Annotated in this window: 25 protein-coding genes; 11 read left to right on the forward strand and 14 right to left on the reverse strand. The window is 69.0% G+C overall.

The features are described from left to right. Positions 1–50: 50 nt before the first annotated feature. Genes EV192_RS20290 through EV192_RS20325 form a run of 8 tightly spaced genes read left to right on the forward strand, consistent with a single transcriptional unit; the run spans position 51 to position 8,487 of the window. Positions 51–1,106: a sugar phosphate isomerase/epimerase family protein gene (locus EV192_RS20290; protein ID WP_132117583.1), complete on the forward strand. Its 1,056-nt coding sequence runs from the start codon at positions 51–53 to the stop codon at positions 1,104–1,106. Between the two features lie 10 nt (positions 1,107–1,116). Continuing rightward, entirely contained in the window at positions 1,117–2,181 is a 1,065-nt protein-coding gene (locus tag EV192_RS20295) for a sugar phosphate isomerase/epimerase family protein (protein WP_132117585.1), read from the forward strand. Beyond that, positions 2,178–3,368 (forward strand): M24 family metallopeptidase, encoded by a 1,191-nt coding sequence (locus EV192_RS20300; RefSeq protein ID WP_132117587.1) that lies wholly within the window; start codon positions 2,178–2,180, stop codon positions 3,366–3,368. The genes EV192_RS20295 and EV192_RS20300 overlap by 4 nt, the downstream gene beginning before the upstream one ends. Positions 3,369–3,371: 3 nt before the next feature. After that, positions 3,372–4,433, forward strand: coding sequence for an ABC transporter substrate-binding protein (locus tag EV192_RS20305; protein ID WP_132117589.1), 1,062 nt, complete (start codon positions 3,372–3,374; stop codon positions 4,431–4,433). Then, positions 4,430–5,248 (forward strand): ABC transporter ATP-binding protein, encoded by an 819-nt coding sequence (locus EV192_RS20310; protein ID WP_243726959.1) that lies wholly within the window; start codon positions 4,430–4,432, stop codon positions 5,246–5,248. The genes EV192_RS20305 and EV192_RS20310 overlap by 4 nt, the downstream gene beginning before the upstream one ends. Beyond that, complete coding sequence (locus EV192_RS20315) at positions 5,245–5,991, forward strand: ABC transporter permease (protein WP_132117593.1); 747 nt, start codon at positions 5,245–5,247, stop codon at positions 5,989–5,991. The genes EV192_RS20310 and EV192_RS20315 overlap by 4 nt, the downstream gene beginning before the upstream one ends. 11 nt (positions 5,992–6,002) lie before the next feature. Next, a complete protein-coding gene (locus EV192_RS20320; protein ID WP_132117595.1) occupies positions 6,003–6,749 on the forward strand; it encodes an ABC transporter permease in 747 nt (248 codons plus the stop codon). Further along, entirely contained in the window at positions 6,739–8,487 is a 1,749-nt protein-coding gene (locus tag EV192_RS20325; protein WP_207926148.1) for a 2-oxo-4-hydroxy-4-carboxy-5-ureidoimidazoline decarboxylase, read from the forward strand. The genes EV192_RS20320 and EV192_RS20325 overlap by 11 nt, the downstream gene beginning before the upstream one ends. 10 nt (positions 8,488–8,497) lie before the next feature. Here the strand turns inward: EV192_RS20325 and EV192_RS20330 are convergent, their stop codons facing one another. Next, positions 8,498–9,274: a TetR/AcrR family transcriptional regulator gene (locus tag EV192_RS20330; protein ID WP_132117597.1), complete on the reverse strand. Its 777-nt coding sequence runs from the start codon at positions 9,272–9,274 to the stop codon at positions 8,498–8,500. Positions 9,275–9,358: 84 nt separating this feature from the next. Between EV192_RS20330 and EV192_RS20335 the strand changes: the two genes are divergently transcribed. After that, the gene (locus tag EV192_RS20335) at positions 9,359–10,258 is read left to right on the forward strand and encodes an SDR family oxidoreductase (RefSeq protein ID WP_132117599.1); all 900 of its coding nucleotides are present in this window, start codon (positions 9,359–9,361) and stop codon (positions 10,256–10,258) included. Positions 10,259–10,391: 133 nt separating this feature from the next. Further along, on the forward strand, positions 10,392–10,856 hold the full coding sequence (locus EV192_RS20340) for a hypothetical protein (RefSeq protein WP_132117601.1): 465 nt from the start codon (positions 10,392–10,394) through the stop codon (positions 10,854–10,856). Between the two features lie 58 nt (positions 10,857–10,914). Here the strand turns inward: EV192_RS20340 and EV192_RS20345 are convergent, their stop codons facing one another. The 8 genes from EV192_RS20345 to EV192_RS20380 all read right to left on the reverse strand — a co-directional run bounded on the left by EV192_RS20345 (position 10,915) and on the right by EV192_RS20380 (position 17,244). Beyond that, positions 10,915–11,244 (reverse strand): YciI family protein, encoded by a 330-nt coding sequence (locus tag EV192_RS20345; protein WP_132117603.1) that lies wholly within the window; start codon positions 11,242–11,244, stop codon positions 10,915–10,917. Positions 11,245–11,251: 7 nt separating this feature from the next. Beyond that, positions 11,252–12,784 (reverse strand): MFS transporter, encoded by a 1,533-nt coding sequence (locus tag EV192_RS20350; protein ID WP_132117605.1) that lies wholly within the window; start codon positions 12,782–12,784, stop codon positions 11,252–11,254. Positions 12,785–12,891: 107 nt separating this feature from the next. After that, the gene (locus EV192_RS20355; RefSeq protein ID WP_132117607.1) at positions 12,892–13,566 is read right to left on the reverse strand and encodes an iron-sulfur cluster assembly protein; all 675 of its coding nucleotides are present in this window, start codon (positions 13,564–13,566) and stop codon (positions 12,892–12,894) included. Further along, positions 13,563–14,585 (reverse strand): amidohydrolase family protein, encoded by a 1,023-nt coding sequence (locus tag EV192_RS20360; RefSeq protein ID WP_132117609.1) that lies wholly within the window; start codon positions 14,583–14,585, stop codon positions 13,563–13,565. The genes EV192_RS20355 and EV192_RS20360 overlap by 4 nt, the downstream gene beginning before the upstream one ends. Before the next feature lie 101 nt (positions 14,586–14,686). Beyond that, positions 14,687–15,469 carry a hypothetical protein gene (locus EV192_RS20365; protein ID WP_132117611.1) on the reverse strand — a complete coding sequence of 261 codons (783 nt, stop codon included), beginning with the start codon at positions 15,467–15,469 and terminating at the stop codon, positions 14,687–14,689. Further along, on the reverse strand, positions 15,466–16,371 hold the full coding sequence (locus EV192_RS20370; RefSeq protein WP_132117613.1) for an ABC transporter ATP-binding protein: 906 nt from the start codon (positions 16,369–16,371) through the stop codon (positions 15,466–15,468). The genes EV192_RS20365 and EV192_RS20370 overlap by 4 nt, the downstream gene beginning before the upstream one ends. Next, on the reverse strand, positions 16,368–16,565 hold the full coding sequence (locus tag EV192_RS20375) for a PLD nuclease N-terminal domain-containing protein (protein WP_132117615.1): 198 nt from the start codon (positions 16,563–16,565) through the stop codon (positions 16,368–16,370). Before EV192_RS20375 ends, EV192_RS20370 begins: the two co-directional genes overlap by 4 nt. A gap of 61 nt (positions 16,566–16,626) precedes the next feature. Further along, the gene (locus tag EV192_RS20380) at positions 16,627–17,244 is read right to left on the reverse strand and encodes a DUF3887 domain-containing protein (protein WP_132117617.1); all 618 of its coding nucleotides are present in this window, start codon (positions 17,242–17,244) and stop codon (positions 16,627–16,629) included. Between the two features lie 263 nt (positions 17,245–17,507). On the opposite strand from EV192_RS20380, the gene rph reads away from it, so the two are divergent. After that, on the forward strand, positions 17,508–20,102 hold the full coding sequence (gene rph / locus EV192_RS20385; RefSeq protein ID WP_132117619.1) for a rifamycin-inactivating phosphotransferase: 2,595 nt from the start codon (positions 17,508–17,510) through the stop codon (positions 20,100–20,102). Positions 20,103–20,109: 7 nt separating this feature from the next. Here rph and EV192_RS20390 read toward each other — a convergent pair whose 3' ends face one another. From EV192_RS20390 to EV192_RS20410, 5 genes are all read right to left on the reverse strand, one after another. Further along, positions 20,110–21,135, reverse strand: coding sequence for a GNAT family N-acetyltransferase (locus tag EV192_RS20390; RefSeq protein WP_132117621.1), 1,026 nt, complete (start codon positions 21,133–21,135; stop codon positions 20,110–20,112). A 33-nt stretch (positions 21,136–21,168) separates the two neighbouring features. Further along, the gene (tdh, locus tag EV192_RS20395) at positions 21,169–22,227 is read right to left on the reverse strand and encodes an L-threonine 3-dehydrogenase (RefSeq protein WP_243726960.1); all 1,059 of its coding nucleotides are present in this window, start codon (positions 22,225–22,227) and stop codon (positions 21,169–21,171) included. After that, complete coding sequence (locus EV192_RS20400) at positions 22,224–22,757, reverse strand: pyridoxamine 5'-phosphate oxidase family protein (protein WP_132117623.1); 534 nt, start codon at positions 22,755–22,757, stop codon at positions 22,224–22,226. The genes tdh and EV192_RS20400 overlap by 4 nt, the downstream gene beginning before the upstream one ends. Before the next feature lie 17 nt (positions 22,758–22,774). After that, positions 22,775–23,503 (reverse strand): class I SAM-dependent methyltransferase, encoded by a 729-nt coding sequence (locus EV192_RS20405; protein WP_165960509.1) that lies wholly within the window; start codon positions 23,501–23,503, stop codon positions 22,775–22,777. Positions 23,504–23,777: 274 nt separating this feature from the next. Further along, positions 23,778–24,605, reverse strand: a complete 828-nt coding sequence (locus EV192_RS20410) for a hypothetical protein (protein ID WP_132117627.1) — start codon at positions 24,603–24,605, stop codon at positions 23,778–23,780. Positions 24,606–24,657 lie beyond the last annotated feature (52 nt).

Genomic DNA, 24,657 nt, shown 5'->3' on the forward strand with positions numbered 1-24,657 from the left:
GGTAAGAGCGGTCATACCAGTTTGCGACGATGTTACCAAGGAGCCCAGCGATGTGCCAAGAAGTCACCAGGCCACGCGTCGGGGTCGACGGGCGCAAGTTCCCCGGAGCCGCGGCCCGAGGTCCGCACGGGACCCTGGACGACGCGGCGGCGTTGGGCTTCGACGGTGTCTTCTTCCGGACCGTTCTCGACATGAGCCCGGCGCTGGACCTCGGCGAGCTTCGGGACATCCGCGCGCACGCCGACGACCTCGGGATGTATCTCGAAGCCGGGTTGGGCAAGGTGAACCCGTTCGCCACACCGGAGATGCCCGAGCTGCGCGCGGCCGGCGACGGGGACATCCTGCTCGGGTTCCGCCGGATGATGGTGGCCTGCGCCGAGATCGGGTGCGTCGAACTGTGGGCGGCGACCACCAACTACCAGCTGGGCTACCCGGGGAAGTTCGTGTGGGACAGGTTCCGCACCGACGTGAGCTGGCCGGACCAGTTGACCGCGACCCGCCGATTCCTGCAGAAGCTGCGGCCGGTCGCGAAGGACCTCGGCATTCACGTCAACCTCGAGACCCACGAGGAGATCACCTCGTTCGAGTTGGTCGAGCTGGTCGAGGCCGTCGGGACGGACGTGTGCGGGATCGTCTTCGACACCGCGAACCCGTTGCAGCGGCTCGAACATCCCCGCCGTACCACGGACCGCGTCGCGCCCTACGTGCGTCAGACACAGCTGAAGGACTGCACGGTCACGCGCGTCGGCGACGGATACCGGTTCGATCTGGTGCCCTGCGGCGAGGGCCTGGTCGACTTCGAGTACGTCGTGTCGGCTGTGTCCGCCGGCCGGCCGAACGTGACGCTCACCATCGAGAACCAGGAGTCCCGTGTGGACTTTCCTGGGCCGGCGCCGGTGACGGTCCTGCCGATCGCCGACCCGGACTTCGTGACGTCGCACGGCCACCTGACGGTCGAGGAGTTCGCCGCGTTCACGAGCATCGTCGGCGAGCACGAGGGGTGTTCGCCGGAGGTGGACTTCGGCCACGCCGAAGCGGTCGCGGCCCTTCTGGCGAGCCGCGACCACATCCGGTCCGTGTGCGACCGGATCACGGTCACCCCGTAAAGGAGTGTGCATGCTTGTCGGTATCGACGGACGCAAGGTCCCCGGCGCCAACGGACGGCCGGCGATCGAACGGCTGGACCTGGCGAAGAAGATGGGGCTGGACGGCGTGTTCTACCGGACGGTCTTCGACATGGATCCGGATCTCGACGCCGGTGCCTTGAGCGGCTTCCGGGACCGGGCGGACGAGCTCGGCCTGTATCTGGAAGCCGGGATCGGCAACGTGAACCCCTACGCCATGGCCGAGCATCCGCACCTGCGGCGCGCCGGCGACGGCGACACGCTGCTCGGGTTCCGTCGGGCGATCGAGGCGGCCGCCGGGATCGGGTGCGTCGAGCTCTGGGTGGTCACCGGCGGGTTCAAGAACTACCCCGGTCGGTTCGCCTACGACCGGTTCCGCACCGATGTCGAGTGGGCGGACCAGCTGGCCCAGACGGCGGACTTCCTCGCGCGGCTGGCGCCGATCTGCCGGGCGAACGGTGTCCACCTCAACCTGGAGACGCACGAGGAGATCACCAGCTTCGAACTGGTCCGGTTGATCGACCAGGTCGGCCCGGACGTCCTGGGCGTCACCTTCGACACCACGAACCTGCTGCAGCGCGGCGAGGACCCGATCGGGACGGCGCGCCGGGTCGCCCCGTACGTACGGCAGACGCACGTCAAGGACTGCCTGCTCACGATCACCGACGAGGGGTTGCTCTACCAGTTGGCCCCGGTCGGCCACGGGGTCGTCGACATCGCCGGAATCCTCGAAGTTCTGGCCGGCATGCCTGTCCACCTGAGCCTGGAAACCGTGACCGCGCCCGGCGAGTCCGCCGAACCGCACCCGTACCTGCGGCCGCTCGTGATCGAGATCTACGACCCGGCCTGGCACGCGCAGCACCAGGACCTGAGCCCGGCCGAACTGGCCGGCACCGTCCGGTTGGGAGTCGAGGGCAGCCGCCGCGTGACGGCGGGGGAGACCGACTCGATGGCCACCGTCGCCGCCCGCCCGTTCGGCCATGCCGAGGCCGTCGACTTCCTGCAGTCCAGCGCCGCGTACCTCAGGTCGCTGCCGGGTGTCGGGAGGGCCGGATGATCGCCACGGATGTGCTCGAACGCCGCTTGGCCACGCTCCGGCGGCGGGCTGAGGCCGACGGCTTGGACGCCGTCGTGGTCGTAGGGGCTCCCGCCTGCCTGGGTCCCGTCGCCGACTCGCCGGGAAACGTTCGGTTCCTGACCGGGTGGATGGCGCTCTACAGCCCGGCCGTGGTCGTTGTGCCGTGCGACGATCAGGCCGTGGTGATCGCGGTCGGCCCGCACGACACCCGCGGCTTCGCCTCCCGGGCCGGCGACATCTTCGACGTCCGTCGGATCGCCGGTGGCCCGGCGCCCTTCGCCGAGGCGATCTCGGACGTACTGGGCACGACGCGGCGCGTCGGCGTCGCGGGGCTGTCCGAGCTCGCGAACCCGTTGGCGTCGGTGGTGCCGAGTGGCGTGGCGTACGACGGAGTTCTCCACGAGCTGCGGCTGAACCACTACGGGGAGTTCATCGGGCTGGCCGAGACGGTCGCCGCGATCTCGGACGCGATGGTCGAAGCCGTGCTGACAGCCGCGGCCGAGCGGCCGTGTACCGGCGCCGACCTGATGACGTTGACTGAGCAGGTTGGCCGTTCGCTCGGCGCGGACTACGCGCGGTGCTGGCTGGCCACGGGGACGCGACCGGAGACCACCTATTTCGAGCTCACCGAGCTGCGGGCGGAGGTGGCCGAGGGACACCGGGTCCAGATCGGGACGACGGTCGCGTACGAGGGGTTCTTCGGGCAGAGCCTCCGAATGGGCGTGATCGGCGAACCCACCGCGTTGCTCGCGGAACACGCGGCGCGGCTGACTGAGATCCAGGACGTCGCCGCGCGTCTGATGAAGCCGGGTGTGTCGCTGCGGGATTTCGCGCGGCGGATCACGGACATGGTCGACGACGCGTGTCCGTACGACGGGACCGACCCGTTCCGGTTCCAGCTGTGTCACGGGCTCGGCCTGAGCTACTCCGAGCCGGGCATGCGGGGCGTTTCCGGTGTCGCGCAGGTCGATCCACGCTTCGCGGACGTGGTTTTCGCGCAGGACATGGTGATCGAGGTGCATCCCAACTATTCGGTGCCGGGACTGGGGCATGTGTGTGCCGGCGACATGGCGCGCGTGACCGCGGCCGGCGGTGTGTGGTTGACGCGCTCCGCCCGTGGCCTGCGCTCCTTGGCCGTTCCCCAACCCACCTCACGAAGGGCGTGAATCGTGTTCGAAGAACTCACCGAAAGAACTGGATCGCGCCGCGGTTTCCTCAAGGCGTTGGCCGCCGGGGGAGTCATGCTGGGGACAGCAGCCTGTGGCGGTGGCGCGGGAAGCGGCGGCACGACCGCGTTCAAGGTCGCCCTCGGCTGGATCACGGACGTGGAGTTCGCCGGGTTCTTCCTCGCCGCCGACCGCGGCTACTACCGGGACGAGGGGCTGGCCGTGACGTTCAAGGGCGGCGGGACCAACACGCCGTTGCCGCACGTGCAGCTCGCGTCGGGCGCCGTGGATCTCACGGTCGATCCCAACATGCGTCAGGTCCTTGAGGTGATCGGCCAGGGCAACGACCTGGTGATGCTCGGCGCGCAGTTCCAGACCGATCCCAACGGCCTGCTGTCGCTGGCCAAGCGACCGGTCCGGACGGCCGCGGACCTGAAAGGCCTGCGGATCCTCAGCCAGCAGGGTACGCAGCCGCTGCTCAACGGACTGTACAAAGCGAACGGTCTGCCGCCGGACTTCGAGTTCATCCCCACCGGGTTCGACCCCGGCGCGCTGGTCCAGGGCCAGGGCGACGCGTACAACTGCTTCGTCACCAACCAGCCGATCATCCTGGAGGAGCAGTTCGGCCTCAAGCGCGGGTCCGGGTACGAAGTGGTGACCTACAGCGAACTCGGCTGCCCGGCCTACGCGAACGTCATCTGCTGCAAGCGGTCCCTGGTGCAGGAGAAACGGGACCAGGTGGTCAGGTTCATGCGCGCGTCGGCTCGCGGCTGGCAGGACAACGCGGCGGATCCGGACGCGGCGGCGAAGTTGGTCATCCAGAAGTACGGTGTCGACCTCGGACTGAACGAGAAGCAGCAGGCCAGGCAGAACCAGTTGCAGGTGCCGTTGACCGAGAGCACGCTGACCAAGGCGAACGGGATCCTGCGGATGGATCCCGGCGTCGTGGAGTCGACAATGTACACATGGTTGCGCCTGGCGGGCGCGTCGTCGCTGCCGGACCCCAGGCATGTCATCGACACGTCGATCCTGGCCGACGTGTTCAAGAACGGCGCCCGGCTGTGAGCAGCTCGGCCCCGGCCGCGGGGATATTCGACCGAACGGCGTCGACCCGGTCGGTGGAGCTGACCGCGGTGTCCAAGGAGTTCACGCTGGGCCGGAAGCGGGATTCCTTCCGTGCCCTGGACGGTTTCGACATGGCCGTGGACCAAGGCGAGTTCGTGGCGATTCTCGGACCGTCGGGCTGCGGCAAGTCGACGGTGCTGCGGATGATCGCGGGCCTGGAGACGCCCACTTCCGGCACTGTGCGGGTGGAGGGTGGTCCACCGTCGGCGTTGATCGAGCAACATCGGCTGGGGGTGGCCTTCCAGGATTCCGCGTTGCTCCCGTGGGCGAGCGCGTGGGAGAACGTCGCACTGCCGTTCCGGCTGGCTGGCCGACCGGTGCCGGCCGAGCGCGTTCGGCGTCTGCTTGAGACGGTCGGGTTGACGGGGTTCGACAAGGCCCGGCCGCGGCAGTTGTCGGGCGGCATGAAGCAGCGGATCTCGATCGCCCGCTCGATGGCGCTGGACCCGGACGTCCTGCTGCTCGACGAGCCCTTCGGCGCCCTCGACGCGGTGACCCGCCGACGGCTGAACCTGGAGCTCGGCGGGGTGTGGGCAGCGCAGCGCACGACGACTGTGTTGGTGACCCACGATGTGCCCGAGGCGGTGTTGCTCGCCGACCGGGTCGTGGTGATGACCGGCCGCCCGGGATCGTGTGCGCACATCGAGACCGTCGACAAGGCTCGACCGCGTGGCGAGGAGTTCACCCGGACCCCGGAGTTCCACCGGACCGTGGACCGGCTGACGTCCATGTTGGACAACTCGGAGACGCGATGACCGTGCTGCGCAAGCTCGGGGTCAACGTGGCCGGTGTGGTGATCCTGCTGGCCGTGCTGGAGGTCGTCGGGCGGTTCCGGCTGGCCGGGCCGATCTGGCCGCCGTTGTCGGACGTGGTGGCCTACAGCGGGAGCGACCAGGGCCGGCTGATCCTCGGCCGGGCCGTCGCCGCCACCGTCGGCGAGGCGTTGAGCGGTCTGCTGATCGGGACGGTCGCCGGGCTGGTGGCCGCCACGTTCGGACTGCTGGTGCCGTGGCTGCGCGCGGGGATGAGCCAGGTGGCGATCGTGCTGAGCACGGTTCCGCTGATCGCGCTGGGGCCGATCCTCATCACCACCGTCGGCAGTGAGCGGACACCGGCCGTGATCGCCGCGCTCGGCGCCGGATTCATGGTGTTCGTCGCGATGTCGTCGGCGTTCTCCCGGCCGGCGGACAACACCCAGGACTTGTTCCGGGTCCTGGGCGCGTCCAGGCTGAAGACCCTGGCACGGCTCACCGCGCCGGCGTCCGTGCCCGCCTTCTTCGACGGCCTGGCGCTCGCGGCGCCGGCCGCGTTGCTCGGCGCGGTGGTGGGGGAGTGGTTCGGGGCGGCCCGGGGGATCGGTGTGCTGCTCGTCAGCTCCATGCAGAACTACAAGGTGGAGCAGCTCTGGGCGGCCGCGCTGGGTACGTCGATCTTGTCGCTGGTCATGTACGGCGCCTTGGCGGGCGTTCGTCAAGCGGCCGTGCGCCGGTTCACCTGAGGAGGCATCGGGTGCGGATTCTGTCGCGGGTCCTGGAACTGACCTGGCCGCTGATCGTGCTGGTCGTCGGCTGGCGGGTCTGGGTGTTGGCCAACGGCTACACCGAGCTGGTCGCCCCGCTGCCGGAACGTGTGCTGGCGGATCTCGTCCAGCATCCTGGCGCCTATCTGGGCGCGTTGTTGACGACCATGTGGACCGCGCTCGCGGGACTGGTGCTTGGTACGGCTCTTGGGTTCGTGCTCGCCGTCCTGGTGTGGGCGTCACGGATCCTGACGGCGGTGCTCACGCCCACGGCCGTGTTGATGCGCTCAGTCCCGGTGGTGGCGATCGTGCCGGTGCTGATCGGCGTGCTCGGCACCGGAAAGCCCACGGTCGTCGCGATCACCGCGATCGTCACGTTCTTCCCGGCGTTCAGCCTGGTCGGGTCGGGCCTTCGATCCGCGTCGCCGGCGAGCAGGGACCTGTTCACGGTCCTGGGTGCCTCGAAGTGGCGGTCGTTGATCCGGCTGTTCGTGCCGAGCGCCGCGCCCAACCTCCTGGTGGCCGTACGGATCGCGGCGCCGAGCACGATCCTGTCGGCGATGCTGGCCGAGTTCCTGATCGGCAAGAGCGGCCTGGGTTTCCTGTTCGTCGACTCGGTGTCGTACGCCCAGTACGCCAGGGCTTGGGGGACCGGTGTGGTCGCGACAGTCCTCGCCGTCCTCGCTTTCGTCGCGGCGACGGGCCTGGAGCGGTGGGGGTTGCGTCGTGTCCGGTGACAGCTGGCGGGTCAGTCCGTTCAACATCCAAGATGGGTTTGACTGGCCGGAACCTATCGAGATCATCGACAGCACGTTGCGCAAGACGCTGTTCACCGCGGGCTCACTGACCACAATGGACGGTTTCCTGCGGATCGCGGACCAGCTCGCGCTCGCCGGAGTCCGGCACGAGAGCCTGAACGTGGACTGGGCCGGCGGCCGCGCGCCGGTCGAACGTCAGCTCGAACTCCTGCGCGCCATCGGCGCCCGGGACTTCGGGTTCACCCTCAACGTGTACGCCGACACCCTGCTGTCCGACGGCCGGAACCCGCAGCCGGTCGGCATGCGGGAGACCGCCGAACTGCTTGTCGACCTTGGCGCGGACACGCTCGCGCCGGGGATCGTGCCGGCGCCGGACGACGATGCCCGCGCGCGTCAACTCGACGAACTGGCCGAACTGTTCGATGTGGCGGGGAGTCTCGGCGTCGCGGTGACGATCACCCTGGCCCAGGCCGGCCTGCGCGACTTCGACGAGCTGGTGACCGTGGCGAACCGGGCCGTCGAACTGGGGGCGGTGCGGCTGGACCTGATGGACTCGCTCAGCAGCCTCGGCCCGGAAGCCATGAAGGTGTTCCTCGGCCGGTTCCGGCAACGAGTCGCGCCGGTGCCGCTGACCATGCACACCCACGACGACTTCGGCCTGGCCACGGCCTGCACGATCGCGGCGGCCACGGCAGGGGCGTCACCGGACGTCGCGGTCGGCGGCGTCTCCTACCGGGCGGGGTTCGCGGCCATGGAGGAGGTCGTGCTGGCCCTGGAAGTGCTCTACGGCGTCCGGACCGGCATCGACATGACCCGACTGACCTCATTGGCCCGGACGGTCGCTGAGGAGTCCGGTGTGCCCATTTCGCCGCTGAAGCCGGTGGTCGGCGCGTACGCGTTCCTCCGGCACATGCCCAGGGATGTGGAGACCGTGCTCAGGCACGGCCCGGACGCGTTCCCACCGGCGGCGTCCTGTGTGTCGCCGCACCTGGTGGGGGCCGAGATGAGCTGGGTCTGGGACAGCCTGTCCACCGACGCGATGGTGGTCGCGCTTGGTGAGTCGTTGGGGCTGCCGGTGAGCACGGACGAGGCGAGCACGATCCGGGCGGCGTTGGACCGGGAAGTCGCTGGGATCCGGACGTATCCGCGTTGGCTGACGTCGGACACCGCGATCCAGGTCTTCTGCCGGACGCTTGCCGGGCTGCGGACCTCTGGGATCGAACGGTTCGACGCCGCCGACCACAGGCGCGCGGTCGAGTTGCTGTACGCCTGCTGTGGCTGGGCGAGGTGGGCGGACCGGTTGAGCGTTCAACGGCCGTTCGGTGACCTCGACGCGCTGCTGGCCGCCGCCGGCGCGGAGCTGGCCAGGCTGGGTGACGACGCGCTGGTGGACCTGGTGAACAAGCACCCGGAGATCGGCGCGCCCACCGACGACGCCGACCTGCCGGCGAAGTTCTCGACGATCGAACAGGCGTCGTTGCGGATCACGGTCGAGCACGGCCCAGGGCTGGCGGACCTGAACGACCGCTACCGCGCCCGGTTCGGCTTCACCTACCTGGTCGCCGCCGACGGCCGTACCCTCCCGGGCATCGTCGACGACATCGCCGAGCGCCTCGGCAACCCCAAGGATGCCGAGGCGCGGGTGGCGCGCGCGGAGCTGGGCAAGATCGTGGACCTTCGGCTCCGGCGGATGATCGCGTTGCTGGACGGGGCGTGACCCGGGGTGATCACGAACCGGATGTCACGCGCACTTCGATCCCGTCCAGCAGGCTGCGCAGGCCGAGGTCGAACGCCAGCGCGGAGGCCTCAGCGGCGTTGCGGCTCAAACCGCCGTCCGCCCAGGCGCGCGCGATGGCGGGATAGCGGGTGACGTCGAAGATCTCCGTCCAGAACGCCTGTCGGGCCGCCCACCAGTCGGGGTCGGACTGGCCGCTGAGCTGCTCGGCGTGCGCGTGTTCGGCTTGCGCGCCGGCGGCCGCGTCCACGAAGGTCACGATCGCGTCGGTCGCGGCCGCCGCCTGAACGGGATCCAGGCCGGTGCCCGACAGCGCGGACAGCAGGTACTCCTGCCGGGCCAGCAGGCCGGGGCCCAGTGGTGGACGCACGGTCGAGATCTCACGCAGCCAGGGATGGCGCTCGTGCAGTGCCGCGGCCTGACGCGCGTACAGCTCCACCTGTGCCCGCCAGCCGTCCGGCCGTGGATCCGCGCCGTACGGCAGGGCCAGCTCACCCCAGGTGGCGTCCACCATCAGGTCGATCAGTTCGGCCTTGCCGGGGACATGCGTGTACAGCGACATCGTGCCGACGCCCAGTTCGTTGGCGACCTTGTCCATGGTCGTGGCCTCAAGCTGGTCGCGGTCGGCCACGGTGACCGCCGCGGTGACGATCTGTTCGAGGGTGATCTTCGGTGGCCGGCCGCGGGTGGGCCGGCCGGTGTCCACGGCGGCGCCACGCCACAGCAGCCGCAGGGTCGCGCTGGGGTCGCCGCCGCCACTGCGTTCCATCAGGTCTCCTCGCATCCAATTTCCGTATATGCTACGGTATTGTTTATCCGTAGATGGTACGGAAATTATGGGAGGGCTCAGCGGATGCGAGTGCTGGTGACCGGCGCGACCGGCAATGTGGGGCGACTTGTGACCCAGGGACTGCTCGACGCGGGGGTGGATGTGCGCGCCCTGACGCGGGATCCGGCCAGGGCCGTGCTGCCCGACGGTGTCGACGTCATGGCGGGCGACCTCACCCAACCGAGCACGGTGGGACCGGCCATGGCCGATGTCGACCGGATGTACCTGTTTCCCGAAGCCGCCACGGCACGGGAAGTGGTCGCCCTGGCGACGCGCGCGGGGGTGCGTCGCGTGGTTGTGTTGTCGTCAGGGGCGGTGACCGCCGGCTACGACACGACGATCCACCTGCCCGTGGAGCGGGCGGTGGAGGAGTCCGGGCTGGAGTGGACACACGTACGGCCAGGCGAGTTCGCGGCGAACAAGCTGTCGCTGTGGGGCCCGTCCATCCGAGCGGAGCGGGTGGTGCGGGACGCCAACCCTGACTCAGGGTGGTTTCCCGTGCACGAGCAGGACATCGCCGACGTGGCGATCGCGGCACTGCTGCAGAACGTGCATGTCGGCAACGTCTACGACATCAACGGGCCGGCGATGATCAGCCTTCGTGACCAGGTGCGTGCCATCGCGGCGGCGATCGGCGAGGAGATCCGCTTCGAGGCGCTCAGCCCGGCCGAGGCCCGGCAGGTGTACCTCGCGCAGGGTGGTTTCGCCGCGGCGGCCGCGGATTTCCTGCTCGGCTTCACCGACTACGACGGAAATCCGGCCGACCCGGACGCGGTGGCGGATGTCGATCCGGCGCAGTTCGGCCCGCTGCCCACAGCGGAGGTCGTCACCGGCCAACCGGCACGGACCTTCGCGCAGTGGGCCCGCGACCATGCCGCGGACTTCAGCGATATCCCCGGCGCACTTCGCGCCGCCAACGTCTGACCACTTCGGGTCGGATCTCGCTCGCCGCATCTTGCGGGGTTCCCGGATGCTGTGGGCCCGCTACCACGCCTAACGTGCCTCTTGGTCAACAAATCTGTTGCTCGACAAGAAGGACCGGAAGGGGAGGACCAGCATGCCTCAAAACCGATGGCGTAAGGGTATCGCCGTGGTCGTGGTGATGGTCGCGGCGGTGGCCGGACTCACGAGCGGGTCGGCGTCGGGCGCCGTGGACAAGGCGAAGCCGGCGGCGACTGCCAGCGCTGACGTGGACATCACCGGGCTCTACCAGTTCAACGGGAACGGTTCGACCGGCACCTTGCGGATCCTGACCGCGGCGCAGGGACGCGTGATCGCGAACATGCATTACTTCGTGCGGGGGGCGGATGAGTTCCTGGGCGGCACGTGGGAGCCGGGCAGTCGGACCCTCACCCTGGTCCGCCCGCTGGGTTCCTCGTCGGTGAGCCAGACCTACACGATGTGGGTCGGCACGAACGACATGGGTACCTCGGTCGGGAACCTGATGTTCGGCGGCTTCTTCACGGAGTCCGACGCCGGGGACAACCGGTTCGGCGCGTTCGCCAACTTCCAGTCACGCTGACCAACGTGTTCAAGAGCGCGGGCGAGCCTCGAAGCCGGGGCTCGCCCGCGCGCCACGCTCACTCGTCCAGGAACGGCCGGATCTCGACCTTCCTGTTGCAGTGCTTCGATGTCTCAGCGGCGAGTTTCAGCGCCACGTCGAGGTCGGGCGCCTCGATGATCCAGAAGCCGCCGAGGTACTCCTTCGACTCCAGGAAGGGCCCGTCGGCGAACACCACCTCCGCACCCCGGCTGTCGATCACGGTGGCCGTGCTGGGCGAGGCGAGGCCGCCGACGAAGACCCAGTGGCCATCGGCCTTGAGCCGGTCGTTGAACGCGTCGGTGGCAGCCAGCTCGGCCGGGGTGGGGGCGGTCGTCTCGTCGTCGATCACGGAAACCAGATAGCGCATCTGAGGATCATCTCCTGTGTGTGGTCGAGTTCCGCACGTGCTTGAACGTCCGCAAGGCGAGTACGGCCAGGCCGACGTAGAGGATGGCGCTGACGATGCCCACTGTGTGCACGCCGGAGGTGAACGCGTCGCGGGCCGCGGCCAGCAGGTCGCTGCCCTGCACCGCGGGTAGGTGACCGGCCACGTCGACCGCGCGGTCGACGCTTTCGCGGGCGGCGTTCGCCGTGTCGGGTGGCAGGCTGCCGAGCGCGCTCTCCACGTTGTCGCGGTACACCACGGTCCCGAGCGTGGCGAGCGTGGCGATGCCCAGCCCGAGCCCGAACTCGTTGGTGGTCTGCAGGATCGAGGCCCCGGAGCCGGCCTTCTCCGGCGGCACCGCCCCCATGGCGAGGTGGTTGCAGAACGCGGCCAGCGGCCCGGTGCCGAGCATGGCGACACACATCGCGATGACGATCGTCGCGGGGCCGGACGTCGAGTCGGCCAGCGTGAAGATCACGTAGCCGACGCCCGCGACGAACAGTCCGCCCGCGATCAGGTACGCGGTACGGACGTGGTTCGCCAGCGGTGGGCTGGCCAGGGTGCCGATGATCATCAGCACGTTGGGTGCCACCAGGAGCAGGCCGGCCGCCAGCGGGGTGAGGCCGGTGACGTTCTGCAGGTACAGCGTGACGAGCAGCAGGATGCCGGTGCCCACCACACTGGTCGCGAACGTCAGGGCCAGCGCGGAGGTGAACGTGCGGTTGCCGAACATGCGCAGGTCGAGCAGCGGGTGCTCCAGGTGCCGCTGCCGCCGGACGAACACCACCCCGACCGCGATGCCGAACACCAGCGCCACCGCGGGGAACCACTCCCAGCCGTGGCGAGCCAGCTCCTTGAGCCCGTAGACGAACGGCAGGATCGTCGCGAGGGACAGCACGACGCTGACCGGGTCGAGCTTGCCCGCCCGCGGTGCCTTCTGGTCGGGCAGTAGGGAAGGGCCGAACACCAGCAGCACCACGATCCCCGGCACGGCCACCAGGAACACCGAACCCCACCAGAAGTACTCGAGCAGCAGGCCACCGACGAGCGGGCCGAGCGTCAGCCCGGCCATGAAGCAGGTCAGGTAGATGGCGAGGGCGCGGCGGCGTTGCCCCTGGTCGGTGAACATGCCGGTGACCAGGGCCAGCACCGACGGCATCACCGCGGCGCCGGCCACCCCGAGCAGGGCCCGACTGGCGATGAGCATCGCCGGGCTGGTGGACAGCGCCGCCGCCACCGAGGCGACGCCGAACACGGCGCTGCCGATCAGCAACAGTTTCTTCCGGCCGATCCGGTCACCGATGGTGCCCATGGTGACCAGGAAACCGGCGATCAGGAAGCCGTAGATGTCCACGATCCACAGCTGCTGGACGCCGCTCGGCGCGAGGTCGGCGGTCAGGTGCGGGACGGCCAGGTACAGCACGGAGAAGTCCATCGTGACGAGAAACGTGGGCAGGCCGAGCACGGCCAGCGCGACCCATTCCCGCCGCCCCGCTCCGGGCCTCGTGTTCGCAGTGGGCATGATCTGGTCCTGTCGTAGTCGACGCGGGCCCCTCGTGGGCGGGCCTCACCCCTACTACGAACACCCCTGCCTCGATCCGACACCGCCCCCGGATCTCTTCGACTCGATCAACCAGAGCCGCGTGGGTAACGGGTCTGGAACACGCCACGGCAGAGGGCGGTGTTCCCGTCCGTGGACACACGCACCAGACGTGCCGCACGGATGTGTGCGTCGATGTCGGTGGCCTCGCGGCCGGCCGCGTCGGTGATCACCGGGGCGGCCGGCGTGCAGTCCAGCCCCAGCTCGGCCCGTACCGCCAGGTAGGCCTGGGCGTGTGCCGTGTCCGGGAGATCCCCGATCCGCAGCCCGTCCAGCCGCTCCCGCGGCAGCGTCGCCAGCAACCGGACCTGCCGTGCCAGAAAGGCCTTCCGCCGGAAGAGTTGGCGCAACGGACCGAGCGTCTCGGCGGTGGCGTCCTCGCCGAAGGTCTCGGCGAAGCTGCGACCGCTGTTCACCCCGGCCGAGATCTCGTTGCCGGCATGGTGGTCCAGCAGGTGGACGGTGGCCTGGCGGACGCCCGGCACGCCGAGTGCGGCCTGCCGGAGGTCCTCGGCCATCAGCCAGGAGAAGTTCGGCGCGCACCAGTACGTGGGGAGCCGAAGTTCGAGCCGGACCTCGTCGCCATGGACATCCACCCGGGTGAGGAAGCCAAGGTCCACAATGGACTCGTCGAGCTCCGGGTCAAGAACGCCGCGGACGGCCGTCAGTACCTCCCGTTCGCTAAGCGTGGCCGGGAGGCTCATGCGGATACCTCTTCGCCGGCCCGAGGAAGCTGCGCCTCCTCGGGCACTGGGATGTCGTAGAGGGCGGCTGCGTTGAGCCCGAGGATCTTGCGCTTGGCGGTCATGGTGAGGTCGACGCCGACCTTCTCCTTGACCTCCGCCGGCAGTTCGAACGCCATGAACTTCTCGATCAGCCACTTCGGGTGCCACATCGCGTAGTCCGAGGAGAAGACCAACCGGTCCTCGCCGAGCCAGAACAGCATCTCGGCCAGGCACTCGGCGAAGTAGTACGGCTTGGCGTGGATGAACGGCATCACCGCGGAGAGGCCGCCGTACACGTTGGGCTCCTGCGTCGCGATGAAGCAGAAGTCCTCCAGCCGGGGCAGTCCGCAGTGCTCCACGATGAACCGCAGGCCCGCGTCGAGGTACTCGGTGGCGACCTCGTCGATGTCGCGGACGTCGAAGGCGTCCATGTTGAGCGGCCAGATCGTCGGTCCCTTGTGGACATGGATGTTCACCACGCCGAGCTCGGCGCACTTGTCGAGGTACCGCTTGGACCAGGGGTCGGTGAGCTTCCACCCTTTCGAGTCGCCGTGCCACTCGGCGGTGTAGAGCTTGACACCCTTGAGGTCGTAGCGCTTGACCTCTTCCTCGAAGAGCTTGAGACCGGCGTCGCCGTCCCGCGGGTCGAACCGGCCGTTCACGATGAACCTGCCGGGATACTTCTCGGCCAGGACGGCGTCCCGCTCGACCGTGTTGAAGCCGTTCTTGAAGAACTCCTTGAGGCCGGTGGGCAGGAAGATGGCCTTGTCCACGTATCCCACTTCGAAGAGGTCACGCATGAGGTCGCTCTCGGTGTACTTCCGGTACTTCTCAAGCGGCCACACGTAGTCCTCGGGACTCAGGTTCCTGTGGTAGTCGTAGAAACTGTGGATCCAGCCGTCGGCGTACTTCTCGTCGAGGTAGTTTTCCCTGCTGGCGTCCCAGAAGTGCACGTGGCTGTCGACCACGAAGAATGACTCACCGTTCACCTGGTACATCCGCCGCTCCTTTCGCTGTGGTGCGCGACCAGCGTGCTTGAGCCGGCAGGAGGCGGGAAGTGGCCTGATGGTCATCCTGTGCAAGGATCGGGCCATGCGCGTCAGGCGTTGTCGGACTGGGGTGTCTCGCGTCGGGCGCCCCGGATGACCGCGAACGCGACGCAGGCGACGATGAGCGCAGCGGTCACCGCCAGCGCCCGTTGGTGGTGATCCTCGGCGGTGTGCCGTTGTAGGGCGTTGGACGCGTCGAGCAGTGCGGAGGGCAGCCAGTGCGCCAGCGCGGGCACCTGGCCCAGCAACGGCCCGCCGAACACGACAGTGAGTGCGATGCCGACTGTCCCTAGTGGACCGCGCGCCAGCGTGGCGGCGAGCGCGGTGATGGCCACCGCGAACACCAGGTAGACCGCGTCCGCGACGGCGCCCTCGGCAAGGGCGCCGACATCGGGCGCGCCGATCAGCACCGCGGTCTCGTACCAGGCGGCCAACGTGCCGGCGAGGTAGCCGGCCACCGCCGCGGCGGCCGAGATCACCGCCCTGGGCAGCAGCAGCTGGCGGAAGGTCCGGGCCCTGGTCCGGTAGAAGATCGACAGGGCGGGTCTCGCGTCCAGCGCGCACGCGGACGCGGCGATGACGACCGCCACGATCAGGCCGATCTGTAGGGCGTTCTGGGTGTATCCGGTGATGCCGTCCGCGGGCACCGGCGGCGGAAAGATGATCGTCACGTTCGAGCCGGGCGTGGCCAGGTGGCCGACCAACTCGCCGCGGTACCGTGCCAGCAGCGGGCCGGTGACGCCGAACAACACGAACACGCCGGCGAGCGCGAGCAGCCGCCGGGTTCGCACCAGCCGCAGCCATTCCACCCGCCATACCGAAAGCCCGGTCATGCCGTCGCGCCGGTCAGGGCGAGGAACACGGACTCCAGGTCGGCGTCGACCGGATTGAGGTCCACCAGCGCGGCGCCGGTGGCGCTGATCGCCGCGGGCAGGTGCCGTTCGCCGGTGTCCCGGTCGGTCGCCTCGACCCGCAGCGCGCCGTCGTGCCGCGCATGTACCGCGGTGACCCAGTTCTGGGCGTGGAGGAACTCGCACAGCCGGTCGGCGTCGCCCCTGACGCGCAGTTCCCAGGTGGGCCGGACGAACTGTTCGATCAGTTCGCCGACCGGACCCTGGCGCAGCAGCCGCCCCCGGGCGAGGATGCCGACGGTGTCCGCGACCCGCTGGACATCGCCGAGGATATGGCTGGAGAAGATCACGGTCCTGGTCCGGCCGAGCCGGGCGACCAGCGTCAGCACCTCCGCCCGGCCCACCGGATCCAGCGCGCTGGTCGGCTCGTCCAGGATCAGCAGTTCCGGGTCCAGCACCAGGGCGACGGCCAGGCCGAGCCGTTGCGTCATGCCCCGGGAGAACCCGCCGACGCGTCGGTTCGCCGCGTTGGCCAACCCCAGGTCGGCCAACGCGTCCGCGATCCGCGTGCCATCCGGGCCGGCGTCGCGCCCGACCAGCCCAAGGGACTGGCCGACCACCTCGGCGGCGGTCAGCCAGGGCTCGAACTGCGGGGTGTCCGGGCACATCGCGATCCGGTCGCGGCCGACAGCCAGGTCGAGACGTCCGGCGTCGGCGCGGCGCAGCCCCGCCAGGATCGACAGCAGGGTGGTCTTGCCGGCGCCGTTGGGGCCCACCAGCCCGTAGACGCCGCCGTGCGGGACCGCGAGGTCCACGCCGTGCAGGCCAGCGCCGTTGCCGTAGTCGCGGACCAGGCACTCGGTGCGGACTAGAACGCCGTTCACCGGTTCTGCTCCCGCCCGGCCACGAGGTAGGCGATGGCGCCCAGCGTGGAGATGACAACGCAGATCACGACCCACGCCCACCGGGGCAGCAGCCGGGTGTGTGGATGCCGCGCCAGGTCGACGAGGCAGTAGATGACCAGGGCCAGATACAGGACGATCGCCGGGATCAGGGCGGCCCACGGGATGGACGACATGTGAACTCCTTGGGGCACGGCCTTTTCCGGGCCGTGTGCGGGTGTGCTGGGGTGTGCGGGGTTACGGCGCGTCGGGGTGCAGCACCCACAGCCCGCTGACCTTGCCGTCCGCGGTGAACGACACCCGACCCTTCATCTCCCCGGCCTCGAACGACAGCGGGACGTTGACCAGCGTGTAGTCGCCGAGCGGCGACACCACCGGTTCGCCCATCCGCTCGAAGGCGCCGACCAGGCCGGCGACCTGCGCGCTCGCCGAGGCGATGGCGTCGGGGTCGGCCTCGGGCTTCGCGAGGGTCTCCGGAGCGAACTCGGCGACGACAGCGTCAGCCCGGCCGCTGAGGAAATCGCCGAGAATGACGACCGCGCGATCGGCGGCACCCGGCAGCAGGTCCCGGCTCATCTCCTGGCCGGTGCGCGGGTCGACCGGCTGGCCGAACCGCTGGAACGCGGCCTGCCGGCTGACACCGAGCACATCGCCGATCTCCTGCCAGGTGTGGCCGGCCGCACGTGCGCGCCGCACGCTGATCCGCATCGCGGTCTCGGTCAGCGCGCTCAGTTCCCTGGCCATCCGCACCGCGGCCAGTTCGGTGGACACCATCGCGCCGGCGCGTGCAGCCTCGCCCAACCTCGCCGCGTCGGCCTCGATGGTGGCGGCCAGTTCGGCCAGCTCGTCGTTCATGTCTGTCAAGTTAGGCTTTACGTCCTGAGCGTGTCAAGCTGACCCTGACACGAAAGTTGCCTTGACAGAGTCACGCTGGGTTGACACTGACGGACAGTGATGGGGGAGCCCGCGGCGGAGGACAAAAGAAAAGGCAAGGAGATTCCACTCCCTGCCACTTTCACCATATAGCGCACAGGGGGGCTTGCGGCAAGACCCGGGTCCTGCCGCAGAATCGGCGGCCGTACCCGGCACTGACCAGGAAAAAGGGGCACGACGTCGCAATGATCGAGCAGTTCGTGGTGGATCTTCAATCGGTTGACGAGACGCAGGTCGCGGTTGTCGGCGGCAAGGGCGCGCATCTGGGTGGGCTGTCGCGGATCGACGGTGTCCGCGTGCCGGCTGGGTTGTGCGTGACGACGGCCGCCTTCCGACGGGTCATGGCGGACGCGCCGTCGATCGACGGTCGGCTCGATCAACTGTCGCGCCTGAACGCGGATGACCGGGAGGCGATCCGCACGCTCAGCGCGGAGATCCGCCGGGCCATCGAAGGGACTGCGATCCCGGGCGACCTGGCGGCGGCGATCACCCGCGGGCTCGGTGAGCACGCCGCCTACGCCGTGCGATCCAGCGCGACGGCAGAGGACCTGCCGACGGCGTCCTTCGCCGGCCAGCAGGACACGTACCTGAACGTCGTGGGGCCGGCGGCGGTCCTTCGGCATGTCAGCCGGTGTTGGGCGTCGCTGTTCACCGAACGGGCCGTGATTTACCGCCTGCGCAACGGCATCGACCACCGTACGGTCCACATGGCGGTGGTCGTGCAGCAGATGGTTTTCCCGGACGTGGCCGGCATCCTGTTCACGGCCGACCCCGTCACGGGCAACCGGAAGGTCGCCACCGTGGACGCCAGCTTCGGCCTCGGCGAGGCCCTGGTGTCCGGCCTGGTGAACCCGGACGTCTTCAAGGTGCGCGACGGCGAGGTCGTCGCCGAGACGATCGCCGCCAAACAACGTGCCGTGCGGGCTCTACCGGCCGGCGGGACGCAGGAAGTGGCGATCGACCCGCGGCGGCAGGAGCAGCCGGCGCTGACGGACGCGCAGGTCGTGCGGCTCGTGCGGCTTGGGCGACGGATCGAAGCGCATTTCGGCCGCCCGCAGGACATCGAATGGTGCCTGGTGGACGATGACTTCCAGATCGTGCAGAGCCGGCCGATCACCACGCTGTTCCCCATCCCCATCCCCGAGACCGGCGACCAGGACAATCACGTCTACGTCTCCGTTGGTCACGGGCAGATGATGACCGACCCCATGAAGCCACTGGGGGTCTCCATGTGGCAGCTGACGGCGATGGCGCCGATGCACGAGGCCGGCGGGAGGCTGTTCGTCGACGTCACCCGGCGCCTGGCCGCGCCCGCGAGCCGAGCCGGCCTCCTGGACGTTATGGGCCGAGGCGACCCGCTGACCAGGGACGCGCTGGAGACCGTCCTCGACCGCGACGACTTCGTCCCGACGCTCCCGGACGCGGGTCCCGCCGGGCCGCCGGCCGAAGGCGCGTCCGCTCCGATCGAGACCGATCCGGCCATCGTCACCGAGCTGATCGAGCGCAGCCAGGCCTCCATCGCGGCCCTGGAGCGCGACATCCGGACGAAGACCGGACCGGCGTTGTTCGACTTCCTGCTGGCGGCGTTCCAGGAGCACAAGCGAGTCCTCAGTGATCCGCTGAACTTCCAGGCGATCATGGCGGGGATGGACGCCACCTGGTGGCTCAACGACAACCTGCGGGAGTGGCTGGGCGAGAAGAACGCGGCCGACACGCTCACGTTGTCCGCCCCCGGCAACATCACGTCGGAGATGGGCCTGGCGCTGCTCGACGTCGCCGACGTGATCCGACCGCATCCGGAGGTGGTGGCGTTCCTGCAGGACGTCAAGGACGACGGTTTCCTGGAGGAGCTGCCGAAGCTCGCGGGCGGAACCGAAGCGCGCCAAGCCATCGACGCGTATCTCGACCGGTACGGCATGCGCTGCGTCGGCGAGATCGACATCACGAGGCCGCGTTGGCGTGAACGCCCCACCACGCTTGTGCCCGCGATCCTCGACAACGTCAGGAACTTCGAGCCAGGCGCCGCCGAACAGCGCTTCGAACAAGGACGGCTGAAGGCGCGGCAGAAGGAACAGGACGTGCTGGCACGCCTGCGGGCCCTGCCGGACGGGGCGCGGAAAGCCGACGAGACCAAGCGGATGATCGACCGGGTCCGGACGTTCATCGGCTACCGGGAGTACCCGAAGTACGGCATCATCAGCCGCTACTTCGTCTACAAACAGGCCTTGCTGCACGAAGCCGAGCGCCTCGTGCGGGCCAACGTGCTCCTCGACAAGGAGGACGTCTTCTACCTTACGTTCCAGGAACTCCACGACGTCGTGCGCTCGAACCAGGTGGACGACAAGCTCATCCAGCAGCGCAAGGACGCTTTCCAGTCGTACCAGGCGCTTACGCCGCCCCGGGTGCTGACATCGGACGGCGAGGCCGTCACCGGGGCGTACCGCCGCGACGACGTGCCGACCGGCGCCCTGATCGGCCTACCGGTCTCCGCCGGGACCGTCGACGGGCGCGCCCGGGTCATCCTGGACATGGCCCAGGCCGACCTCGAACCGGGTGACATCCTCGTCACGGCGCACACCGACCCGAGCTGGACACCCCTCTTCGTCGGCATCACCGGCCTGGTGACAGAGGTCGGCGGACTGATGACACACGGCGCGGTGATCGCACGGGAGTACGGCCTGCCGGCTGTCGTCGGGGTGGTGGACGCCACCCGGCTGATTCCCGACGGGCAGCGGATCCGCGTGCACGGCAGCGACGGGTACGTCGAGATTCTGCCTTGACGAGGGTTCAGCCGGTGGTGACCTGACACAGGTGGGCTTGCAGCGGGCTGGGGGTGAATCCGTACCGGCGTTTGAAGTCCGGGTTGCGGCGGCCGAAACAGAGCCATGGTCGCCGTTGGTGGATGGCGCTGAGGACGATGTGGGCGACCAGGACGTAGAAGGGACTGAAGCCTGGACAGGCGGCGAGGTCGAAGCCACAGAAGGGAACGTGGGCCCGGCTGTCGTCGTGGAACAGGGGTGCGGAGCCGACCAGTTCGCCGTGTGGCGCGCGCAGTTCGAGCATCTGGATGTGCTCGTCGAGGTGGCGCAGGAATCGGGGGAAGACACCAGGAATGTAGTAGTCGGCGTTGTTGTGTTTGGCGGCGGCGTGCCGGGCGAGCCGCATGAACCCGTCCATGTCGGCGTCGTTGACGGGGAACCTGCGGGCGGTGAAGCCGGCTTCGGTGGCGCGCCGGAGTTCGACGCGCATGGTCGCGCGGTGTTTGCTGCTCAGGGTGGCGAGCCAGTCGTCCAGGTCGTGGAATCCGTCCACCCGCATCCGCCAGCCGGTTTCGATGGTGGCGCCGGGATAGCCGTTGTCGGTGAGCACTGTGGACAGTGGGTCGGCCTGGTCCACGTTGACAAGGCCGCACACGGTGGCGTGCCAGTGCAGGGCGAGGTCGTTGAGCGTGGCCAGCGCGGCGTGGGCGGCTTCGGGATAGTGGTCCGGGTGGGTGGGCAGGGTCGATTCGTAGGAGTGCCAGACGTGACTGAGCAGAACCGGTTGGCCGAGGCTGTCCGGAAAGTGGGTGGCGAGTACCCCCATCGGGTCGGTGCCGCGTTGGAGGTAGGCGGGCAGCACGGCCACCGCGGTCTTTCCGGGTGTTCGCACGGTCAGGTAGGCGGCGCGTTCCAGCGGGTGCAACGGGTTGCATTCGAACGCTTCCAGGAACTGGCGGTGGTAGAACAGGGGCGCGTGTGTGTCGTGCACGACGGCGTCCCATTCGTCGCCGACGTCGGCGATGTGCTCGGTGATCTGGACCGTGTACGCCATGATTGATCCTTTATGGACGGTCGGTCGGGCGCGTCAACGGCCGCGCTCACTCCAGGTGAGGATGAGTTTGCCGGCGCTGGTGGAGGCGGCCAGGTCGAACGCGGTGGCGTGGTCGGTGTGGGCGAAGTGGTGGGTGACCACCGACGCGGGGGTGATCCCGGCGTCCACCAGCGCGGCCATCTGGTGCCAGGTGTGGAAGATCCGCCGGCCGGACACGCCCTGCACGGTGAGCATCCGGGTGGAGATGTCCGCCCAGTCGGTGCGGACCGCCTGGGCCGGCAGCCCGAGCACCGCGACCCGGCCGCCCGTGGCCACAGTGGCCAGCAGCGCGCCCAGGGCGTCCGGATGCCCGGACATCTCCAGGCCGATGTCGAACCCTTCGGGGCAGCCCAGTTCCTTGGCGGCGGACGCGAGCGGTTCGGGCCCGGCCAGGCAGACCGCCGACGCCCCTTGCTTGATGGCGAGGTCGCGGCGGAACTCGCTGGGGTCGGCGACCACCACCGCACGGGCGTGCAGGTGCTGCAGCACGGGAATGGCCATCAGTCCGATTGGGCCGGCGCCGGTGACGGCCACCGTCTGGTCGAGCACGGGGAACTGCGTGGCGGCGTGGACGGCGTTGCCGAACGGGTCGAACATGGTGGCGGTGTCGAGATCGATGTCGGGCGGGTGCCGCCACACGGCGGTGGCGGGCAGCGTGGCGTACTCGGCGAACACGCCGTCGCGGCCGACGCCCAACCCACGGGTCTCCGGACAGAGATGGCCATCACCGGCACGGCAGTGGCGACATCGTCCGCAGACGATGTGTCCCTCCGCGCCGACGAGTTGCCCCGGCACGAACCCGCCGGTTTCCGCTGCGGCCGCAACGATCTCGCCCACGAACTCGTGCCCGGGAATCATCGGCGGGTCGATGGTGCGCTGGGCCCAGGAGGACCAGCGGTGGATCTGGAGATCGGTGCCGCAGATGCCGGTCCGCAGGATCTTCACCAGTACCTCCCCGACCGCCGGTCGCGGCACCGGTACTTTGCGCAGCTCCAGACCCGGACCAGCGTGGTCCTTGACGAGCGCGGCCATGGTGGTGGGGACGGCGTTCACCGGTCGGCCTGGGGCGGTGGCCGGTGCAACGCGGACAGGTCCACGGCGACGCGTTGGTCGTTCATGGTGGCCAGCCAGTGATCGACGTCCAGGAGCCACCATCCGGTGACGGTCAGCTCGTAGAACCGGCGGTGTCCCGCGCCGCGGAACTCGGTCAGCGGGAGCCGCCACCGGGCCCGGACCTGGTCGTCGGGGAAGTTGCGGAGGTAGTAGAACTCCGCGCGTTCGGCCAGTTCGTCCTTGTCCTCGACGGCTCGCACGGTACCTGTGAGCTGTGCGCCGTCGAGCCCCAACTCGGTCGTGAGGCCGGTCAGGAAGATGGTGCCCGCCGCCGCTGGCGCCTCGGCGACGTTCCGGGAGTGCCGTACCCGCCGCTGTGAATACCACAGCAGCCGCAACGGTTTCCGCAACGGGACGAAGTTTACTGTGGACGCCCAGACGCCGTCGGAGCCGTGGGTGGCGAGCGTGATGAACCGGCCACGTTCGATCAACACGTTGCTGCGGCTGACCAGCACATCGGGTGACACCATGGAAGCCTCCTGTTCTCTCAACCCTTCGTGCAGTCCAGCAACGCGGCGTGCGGAACTGTCAGGTAGGGCGCCCAGTAGCCCCGGCCGTACTCGGCCATTCCCTGCTCGCTCACCGAATGCGGCAGCCATGTCACCCGCGCGAAGCCGGCCTCGGCGAGGACATGGTTCAGCGTGGCGGCCGACCAGTAGCGAGCGGTCACAGTCGCCTCACGCGACCCCGCCCACAGGTTCAGGATCACCGGCGCGCCGTCGAGAGGGTCGTAAGCGTGCAGCCGGAACCCGTACGGCGCGTAGTAGGCCGGATCGCGATGAAACCCAGGGTGAATCGGAAGAGTGACGAACCGCCCGCCCGGCCGCAACGCCACCGCCGCCACGCCACACAACTCGGCCAGCTCGGCGCGGGTTGTCGCATATGGCAGCACGTACACTCCCAACACCAGGTCGAAGCGGCCATGTTGGTCCGCGGGCAAGCTCCCGGTGAGATACGTTGCCCCGCACGGCCGTTCGCGTTCGCGGCGACGCGCGAAGTCGACCATGCCGGCCGATTCGTCCAGCCCCACCACGTCCGCTCCCGCACCCGCGAGCAGCCGCGTGTACACACCGCTGCCGCACCCCAGATCCAGCACTCGCGTGCCTTCGGTGCGGCCGAGTGTCGCCAGGACCGATGTGAACTCCAGTTCACGCCGGAACGGCTGCGTGGAGAACTGCTCGTACAACTCCGCCAGATCGTCGAATTGGCTGAGCACACGCCGCCCCTTTCGAATCGCGGGAGTCGGCAACGCGAATCAGTCAGGCAGGCTGTCGGGCCATACCCCAAATGATAGGACTGGGCGCCAGCGAAGGCACTGTCCCGGAAGACGGAACCGGACTTTCACCGGTTTGGCCGGAGAATCGCGGGAGATTCAGCGGATTGGCCATGCACAGCGACACGCACGTCACCTGACCAGGTGGCGTGTCGAAGCAAACGGGTTACCCGGCGGCCGAGTCACCGGGAACGTCCACCGCCGGAGGGAATCGACGTCAACCTTGCTCGATCGCTCGTGCTCGACTGGCGCAGTCCTCGATGTCGTAGCGGTTGAACACTCGCGTGCCTTTTCTGGTGATGGCGTACACACCATCGGAGTCGGCAAGGGCGGGGACCTTGTACTTGGGAATCCCCAAGATCGTGGCGGCCGTGTTCGCTGACACCCAGGTCGCGCCGAACCGGCGGGAGCCGGAGCCAGGATCGTAGTGGCGGACAATGACTTCAGCGGGGCCGAGGACCTCGCGGAGCCAGTCGGCCAGCACCTCGGCTTCGACGTGCCTGCGTGGTCCGAGGACGGTGAAGATGATCGTGGGCCGACACACCACGGTGACGGTGCCGGCGCGCAGCACCAAGTCCCACGACTCTGCCCAGAAACCGGTCCGGTGGCGGACCAGGACACTGGTCAGATCGGCACTGTCGATCACCACCCGGCGAACCCAGCCGGTCACCACCACCCGCGTCGGCGCGGCCAGCGGCCACAGCTCGATCTGCCGAAACCCCACGGTGAACAACACCATCGCCTTGGCCAAGCACGCGACCAGGGCACTGACGAGCCAGCACGGTAACAGCACCGCCGGGAGCAACGCGACCTCGCTGAGGACGGGGGGTGCGCTCGGAGCGTGGAGATCCCAATAGAGACCGGCGAACGGTAGCAGGGCCGCGGCGACCGCGGCGGTCCCCACGAACACGTTGGTCATCATCATCAGGACCCACACCAGCGGCGCGAGCACAGCCGGGACGTTTCCCGGCGTGAGACGCAACTGCCACGCCCCGCGCCGCTCCCGCGCCATCACTCGCAAGGAGTACGGCACATCAACCGGCATGCCGTCAACGGTATCCCTTTTCCGGACTGTGTCAGCATTTCCTTGTCCGACA

Origin of the sequence: Actinocrispum wychmicini (assembly GCF_004345645.1) — a bacterium.
GTDB classification, from domain to species: domain Bacteria; phylum Actinomycetota; class Actinomycetes; order Mycobacteriales; family Pseudonocardiaceae; genus Kibdelosporangium; species Kibdelosporangium wychmicini.